This is a genomic window from Bacteroidales bacterium (assembly GCA_014860575.1).
In the GTDB taxonomy this organism is placed as follows: domain Bacteria; phylum Bacteroidota; class Bacteroidia; order Bacteroidales; family JAAYJT01; genus JAAYJT01.
This window is the reverse complement of record JACZJK010000029.1, coordinates 1-8,198: the sequence shown is the minus strand read 5'-3', so window position 1 is coordinate 8,198 and position 8,198 is coordinate 1. Positions and strand designations below refer to the sequence as shown.

At 48.0% G+C, this 8,198-nt stretch carries 2 protein-coding genes; both read right to left on the bottom strand.

From position 1 onward, the window contains the following. The coding region (locus IH597_07990) for a hypothetical protein (GenBank protein ID MBE0662393.1) at positions 1-7,534 on the bottom strand (7,534 nt) is incomplete at its 3' end. Between the two features lie 59 nt (positions 7,535-7,593). After that, positions 7,594-8,198, bottom strand: a 605-nt coding sequence (locus IH597_07985; protein MBE0662392.1) for a hypothetical protein, incomplete at its 5' end; no start/stop codon positions are given.

Genomic DNA, 8,198 nt, shown 5'->3' with positions numbered 1-8,198 from the left:
TTATAACACCACCTGAGCCAACTCCTAGCTTAACTTCATTTTCACTAGTTCTACCAAATGAACTATAATCGCCGCTATAATTTTCACCTCTTTTTATAATAAAATCATGTTCGCTACTGGCTAATTCATCAACTAATTTTCCACCTTCCGTTCCTGCATTTAATTTATCGATAGCCCCTTCTACTTTATTGAAAAATCTATTGTCTGTTGAAACTAATCCGCCTTTTTTATCATAAAAACTACCTTCTCTGTAAGTTGCTGTTTTTCTACCAAAAACTAAAAATCCTCCATATTTAACCCGTATAGTATCACCCAATGGGTCATTAAACAAAATAGAATTACAATACATCATAGCATAAGGAGACCAACTCGGATGCAGTTTGGGGTCTGGCGACCACCAAAAACTCTCCCTTAATGCTTCCTCTCTGTAATATGTTGTTATATGTGAGCCAGTTACCCCGGTGATTTCGTTATCATTTTCAGAACCATCATTGTAGCCGAACCTATAATCCTCAACCTTCCAATTCCTCTCCGGCATCAGCATCCCAAAGGGGTAGTAATCCTGTGCGGAGGAGAGGTCGGCGGTGTAGTAGTCGGTAAGGTCATCGGGGCCGGCAATTTTGTTCCATTCACCTGTGCCGGGGGTATAGGCATAGCGTTGGCTGCCGGGTGGCATTTCCGTCCAGTTGCCGCCGGGTTGTTGCATATAGCCGGAGTCATCCACCGCTATGTTGCGATCGGTGAGGGTGGCCATTACATTGCCCAGGTGGTTGGTCAGCCCGTAGCGTTTGCGGCCTGTAAACAGGGAGTCTTTCAGCGCCACCGGTGCAAGGGGTGTTTCTTCAAAAAATACAGGTTCGGCGCCTACCAATTCCCACGTCTGGCTTCCGGGATCAAACTGGGTTCCTTCAGCAGTTGCGGGTACAAGGCCTGTTACACCCCCGGTTGGTGCAGTCGGTTCAAACAGGGTTTCTCCGGCAGTTACCGGTACAATGCCTGTAACACTCCCTGTTGGTTCAGCCGGTTCAAACAGGGTTTCTTCAATGGGATATGCTATTACGGTGTTTTCGTCGCCGGGCAGCAGCAATTCCGGCGTTACTCCCTCCTCCCAAATGTGTGATTGTGCTCCTGTAAGGTTCAGGTTGGGTGTTACATTGGCGCTGTCAACCCGTATCAGTGTATCCACCACACCCAGGCGGCTGCTGCCGTACATTACCAGTTCTGTGGCGCCCAGCACAAAACTGCTGCTTTGGGGGTTGTTTTTCAGGCTGTAGTTGGCCATGATGTTGCCCTGCGCATCGCGGGCATAAAAGGTGTAGTTCCAGTCGCTTTCCGGTTTAAGCCCCGCGGCGTTCCTGGTCTTTTCCACCTTGGCCAGGCGGTTGCCCATGGGGTCGTAAAGGAATTCCAGGTCGGATTTGTCGCTGCCTGCGCTCCGTGAAATAGATTTCACCTTGCCGTAAACATTCCAGGCAATGGCTTCAATTTCTTCGGCATCGTCGGCCACCAGGTTGCCGGTTTTGTCGTAACGGTAGTTTTCTTCGTTCTGGCCGTCAATGTCCACATCGTAGTTGCCTGGAGGAACCCCATTGTCGGTTACATGTTTCAGTTGGTTTGTACCGCTATAGTAATGGTAATTGAGGTTGTCCATTTCCAGTTTTGGCGCAAGGCCATGGCGCAGCAAGGTGTCAATATTGCCGTTCATGTCGTAGCTGAGCGCCATCTTGTAGTTCTCAGTAAAGGTGTAACCAACCTGTTGGTCATGGTTATAAGTTCCGGAAACTTTGAGGCGGTTCAACTGGTCGTAGCGGAAAGCATAGGCTGTAACCGGCAACAGTTGCTGCGGGCCGTTCTCGTCGGTGGGTTTGGTAAGGCCAACGGTCATATGGCCGATATTCCCGTTGTACAGCGAGGGGGCATCGGTTGCAAAGCCGCCGCTTCCGGAGGGTGCAGCGGCAAAGTGGGCGCCGCCGCCAACGGGGGTATAATCGCCGGTGAAATAGCCCAGGGTATAGCTGAACACATCCAGGCCAACAAGGCTGTTGATGGCGCCAAATACATTGCCATCGCCACCCATATCGCGTTCCGGCCCGGGCGCCACACTGTTCACCCCTTTTATCCATCCCTGCAGGGTGTAAGCATAATCGAGGGCCTGCACTTTTCTGTCGCCAAGTTCGGTGCGGGCAAGCGGTCCGTGCAGGTAATAGAAATAGCGGGCGTCCAGTTCCCAGAAACGGCCTTTGGTGGAGGTAAACGCGTGGGTGATCCGGTTATCGGCATCGTAGCGGTACTTGTGCATAAACTGCTCGGTTTGCCCGGGCTGGTAAATCACCTTTTTTACATTGCCGCTCACCAGGTCGTATTCATAGTGGGTTTGTATGTACCTGCGCTTCCAAGAATTCAGCAGGGGTAAGTCGTTGCAGAGTTTGTCAACATTGCCGTGAATGTCGTAAGAATAATGGATTGCGGAGTTGTAAGCATGGTAATTAAAGCCGGGAGTGAACTGGCCAAAAGATAATTGGTTATAATAAGCAACAGAAGCCACGCGGTTGCGCAGGTTTTCTTGTTCAAATCCGGGGGCAATCAATTTTGTTTTGTCGTAAAAGGTATGGGTTACCTGTGTGCGCTTGCCGGAGCCTATAAATTCGTTAAGCGCCTGTTCATTTCGCGAAGTGGTATCCTCAAAGGGTTTGCCGGCTTCAATCAACTCCCCAACTTCATAAATCCTGCCGAGTTCATCGTAGCGGGTGTACGACCATGCATCTTTCTCCTGCTGCACAGCATTCTGCGAGGTGGCCATGCGGCCAAGCTGATCGTACCAGAAGCGGCTGGTATCGGCATCGGGGCTGTACTGGCATGTAATGCCTTCGAGGGTGTTGTATTTGTACCCGCTCACAAGGGTGTGTTCAGGCCATACAAAATAATGGTCAGCGTCATAAGAATTAGCTTCAGGATTATTGTTGTGCTTGCGGCGGTGCAGGGCAATGGCATCCAGGGTATCGGCATCGCTGATCACTTTTACCCCTTCGGGAGGTACGGTTTTAATCAGGTTGCCGGCACGGTCGTAATAGTATAGAGTGTAGTAATACTCATTCAGCTCATACTCCATGGTGAATGTTTCGATAAAAGGCAGGAGGTCAAAGCAGGTTTTGCGGTATCTGGCCAGCAATGCGGTAATGGCATCGTTGTAGAGCCTGTTGAGCATGGCCAGGGCTTTGTCGTCGGCATCCCGTTGTGCCAGGCGTTCACATTCCTCACGTACAAAAGCTTCATACTCCTCATCGCTTTCAAAAGGATGGGTGAGGTCTTCACACAACAATTCATCGGGAAAATTTATTGCTACCAAATCTTCCACTTCCGGAAGCGGGATTTCCATGCATTTGTTTCTCCAGGCTTCAACATCGCCCGGCGTATAATTTGTACCCAACAAATCAGTGAGTTCGGCTGCAACGGATGCAGGGGTGGCATCGGGTTCATCAAATAGCGCTGCAAGGTTATCGCAGCTACATTCTGCATTGCCTGCCATCACCTGCGGATGCCTAATTTCGGGGCAATCGGGGCAGCCGGTACATAAGCTATGGTAATAGTCAATTACATACTGGAATGAGCGGAATGTATTGCCATAAGGCCACTGGATTGGAGGATCTTTATCCGGCACTTCATCGCCTCCCTCAAAGGTATCTGTTGAACAGGCTGATTTACAAATCTGGGCAAGATATGATTCAATATCATCCTTGTCGCTCTCGTTAACACAACCTGTAAGTTTTGTCACCCAGTAAGAAGCCAAAGCTTCGCATCCGGATTCGCAATGTTGTATCATTTGATCCTCCACATGTTCATCAAGATTACCCGAGTTATACAAGTCGAACAGGTCGTTGCGCCAGAAACGCGCTGTGAACCCTTCGGGGGTAAGCAATCCGGCTGAGGTGATGGAGTAGTTAAGGTAAAACCCGCCCACACAGGTATCGCATGGGATTATTAATTCGTTTTCATCATAAGGAGGATTTCCTGTCGATAGTGTTGTAGGATAAGAGGAATTTCCGGGGTCACCTTGATAATAAGCACTGTCTGTTTGCAGCTGTGGCAATGTGAGGCTATCAGAATTGCCGATCCATTGTGGTGTCAGAGTATAGGGATCTCCAGAATCATATGGAAGAAAAACACCCTCCGACGAGGACCCTGTGACGTAATCACAATTACCGCATGGAGGATTTTTCGTGAAAGCAAGCAGGCTGTCATACACATCGGATATGATCTTTTGCTTAAAGAACCCGTATGTTCCTTTGAAAAACTGGAAACGTGAAATGCCATGGCCTCCCTCCGAAACAGGTTTGAAAAGGGTATCCTGCATCAGGGTAAAAATGCGCAGCAAATTTGCATCAAATTCAGGTGGTGGATTATGGGCGATATCATCAGGGTCAAACAGCAAATACCACAAGCTGTAGTACCTGTCGGGGTTTTCGCCAACTTTAAGGTAGTTTTGCAGGAATGATTTCATTCGTTCAGGGGGATCGGGGTTAAAGGCCGGGTCGAGGTATGGCCATTTAACTGCCGGCTCATTTCCACCGGGGAACATTTGCCTGAAAAATGGGTCGGATAAGGGGTAAAAGAATAGTTCGCCATTATTGGGACAACCGTCGGTTTCAGGGTACAGATCAAACGGCATATACTGGCTATTGTCGCCTTCTGGCCCGTCGGTGGTCGTATTTTTGGGCATTGCCAGCGGGTTCCAGAATCCAAACTCCAATGCTTTAATTGAGTCATTAACCAATTGCATGATGCTGTCGTAAATCCGGTAATCAGCCAGGGGTGGCGTCTGCCCGCATTGTTCGGCAGGTTCAATGTTCCAGATGCAGAAATAATAGTAAATGCAATACTCCGGGTGGCAGGGCAACATGATTTCAGCCCATTCGGGTTTCCAGTTCTCCCGCATGTAATTCCACAAAGTATCACGCCTGGAGGTTGAATTGAAATAACTATCAAATACGCTTTTTAAGTCTGCATCTGCAAACAAAGGATTTTTTTTATCAGATGGGAAAGCATTTCTGAGCCAGCCGTTCTTATCCACCTCGTTTCGCTCCCCGGTAATTCTATCAATGATGTAGGCATTGTCGAAATACTGCCCGCCGGGGCTAAGGTCGTTAAGCATAATTTTGCGGCGAAGGCCGCACAAATCAAGATGTGGGCTGCGATCACAATTGTTTACTTCGCAATCTTCAATTTTTTCTTCTCTTAGTTGAAAATCATCAGAAACTTTGTAAGTTTTGCTATCTTCGTCATAATACCTGAACCATTGTTTGGAAATGCTGTCGAACTCAGGGAACATGGCTTCACACATCTCTTCGCAGGTAAAGATGCAGGGTTCCGGCTCAACCTGGGGTTTTGAAATGCAAGGCGGTTCATGGTTTCTGTAATCAATGGCAAGTTGTTCAATATCCTGTTTGTTTAACCACAGCCGCTTTGTCAGGGTATAAATACCAGGATCAAGAGTCAATATTTCGTGGATTTCAAATCCATCGCTTACCTGTCTGTCAATAATCGCCCATTCAGGCGTGGCTTTATCATTGTTTTGCAGAGTAATGCTGAGCATATAGGCACAGTTGCAGTCTCCCAGGCATTGATCATTAAATACGGCTGTATTGACTTTGTAATGGAACTTATAGCTTCCGGGTGATGTAACCGGAATTTTAGTCACACTTACCATCTCGTTGTCCACTGTAAGTTTGTTGTCATCAAGGAGGTTCGATTTCATTGCCGTTGGATCCGGAGCATGGTCAATGGTAAGCAGGCTATCGGTAGTGTTACCAGCCAGGGCAGTAGCAATGGTGCGTCCCTGCTGGTCGAGGTAGGCTACGCTGGCCTGCCCGTTGGGATCAATGGTGATGTTTTTGGTATAATGGCTTACGAAGCCAACCTCGCTGCCAAATAGCCTGTCGAGTTCTGTCTGTCCGGGAGGCCTGGCATAAAAGAACCTGGTATCTTTTCCGGAGCCTGTTTTCAGGTCAGGGCCCACATTCGACTGGCTACTTACCCGCTGTGTGCCATCGTTCATCCAGGTGGTGCGTGTATAGGCATAACCGCCGCCATCGGGCAGTAAGCGGCTAAATCCATCGCCGGGCGCATTGATGAAAGGATTCTCAGCCGACCAGTATTGATGGGCTTTGCTTGTATTGCCGGAAAAATTTAGAGGGTGGGGGTTGTCAAACCGCTCATCCGTGTCAAACTGGTCAGGCCCGAAACTGCCATTGAAAAGACTCCCGGATATGCCGTTGTCATAAAAAGCCATTCCGCCTGAGTTAACTGCGCCCGGCATTACCTGTACTGCCGGCCTGCCAAGGTAATCATACACCGTTTCAGCCACCAGCGCAACATCATCGGTATTGAGCACGGTAACCTGCTGCCGGTTGCGCAGCGTGCCATCAAAGAAGGTGATTATTTCTTTGCGCATGCCATCCTCGGCATAGCCGGCTGTGTATTGCCAGTTGAGGTTCTCTTCCAGTCCGCAGTATCTGAACAGCATGTTTTGCGGTATGCTGTTAAGTGTACCTTGCCTCAGGGCAATACTCCATGCCCCTTCCTTGCGCGGCAGTTCGGGTTTGGTAATATCCACCCCGATGGCCCTGGCGCGAAAAATCAGGATGCCGGCCGGATAGGCCATAGAGATATTATACCGGTTGTTGGGGGTGCTGATACGGGTGGCATTTCTGAAATCAAACCTGATATTGGAAAGGTTGATGGTAGCAAGGTCTTCTTTTGGAACATCAATAAATAGGAATTCGAGGTCATACGACTCGGCGCCGTGTACCCAATCCCATGCCAGTGGCAGCTCATTATTGGGCAGTCCGTCGGAACCATTGCAATCTGATGATGGCAAAGTCAGGTTTCCGCTTAAATAGATGTTTGGCTTTTCATTGTGCTCCAGCCGGTACCACCTGTCGCACTCAGCGTGCAACTCCACTAGCAGCGATTCAGGAAGCGGAGCTTCGCCCTGATTGCTTTCAATACTTACAACATTAAGCACTGCACCGGTATAGTTTTCATAAATATTCACTGCTTTAGCAAAATAGCTGCCCTCAGGCGTATAATTAATAGTAAGGGTTTGTAAACTGGAAGTAACCGGGATTCCTTGAGCTGCATGCAGGGTGATGGTGTATTTAAGCGTCCATGATGCCGCAGCGGTAAAATGCTGTATTAAACCGTGCTCATCCAGATAGAACAATACTGAGATCACCGGATTCCGGATGATGTCGTTGGGAACTTCATTTGTTGCTGTGAAGTGAGTGCCGGGCACAGTATAATTGTAAGAAGCATCAGTTAACGAAAGCGTTTGGGTAGTCTGTTCCACGGGTGGAGTATATGTTGCCACTGAAGGCTCAGCAAACGGAATAAGGCCGGTTGAATAATATTCAACAAAAGGAATCAGTGTGAGATTTGTAAATGCCGGTTTTGGCAGAAATAGCGATATGGTGGCATTCTGGTGGATTTTTTGTCCCCTGAGTTCCTTGATGTATGTTTCCTCTCCTGCTTGTGTCATCAGGCATGAGCAGCTTAAAAAACAAATTGTCAGCAATAATTTTATTGTTGTTTTCATGGCTATTCAGTGTATTTCGTGATATGTTGACGTGTTGTACGCATAGTCATAATACCCCTTTCGGTTTCTTTCTTCACCTGAACAAGGGTACCTTCCTCATCGTAATTGTAAAATGTGGCATAGTTGTTATCATCAAGTTCAGCCACAGTCCGGTGCTGAGCGGGGTCGTAAACAAAGGTTCGCATGCTCGCATTGAATGGCAACAGGCGGATATCGTCAATATAAAAGGGCTTTACCCCTGGTTCAGAAGGATTGCCTGGAGTATAATAAACTTGCGCATGAATTTCAATCGAAAAATCAACTTTAGGCGATGTAAACACCACTTCAAATCGCTGCCATCCGTCAATAGGAGTTTCAAGAGCGAGAGGGAATTTTCTATTTTGTATAGAAATGATTAGCTCCCTGCCCGAGGGATTCATGATCCACCCGCTGAAAAGATATTCTTTACCCTTGTCGTCATCCGAAATACCCATTGCAGGTGCGAAAGACTGTTCTGTCCCTTTCACCAGTGTTAACTCATTCACTTCGGACCAGGTCGGCGGTCTGCCGGTAACTTTGATGTCTTCAATTTTGAAGGGATTATCAAAACCATTACTAACTTTAATTG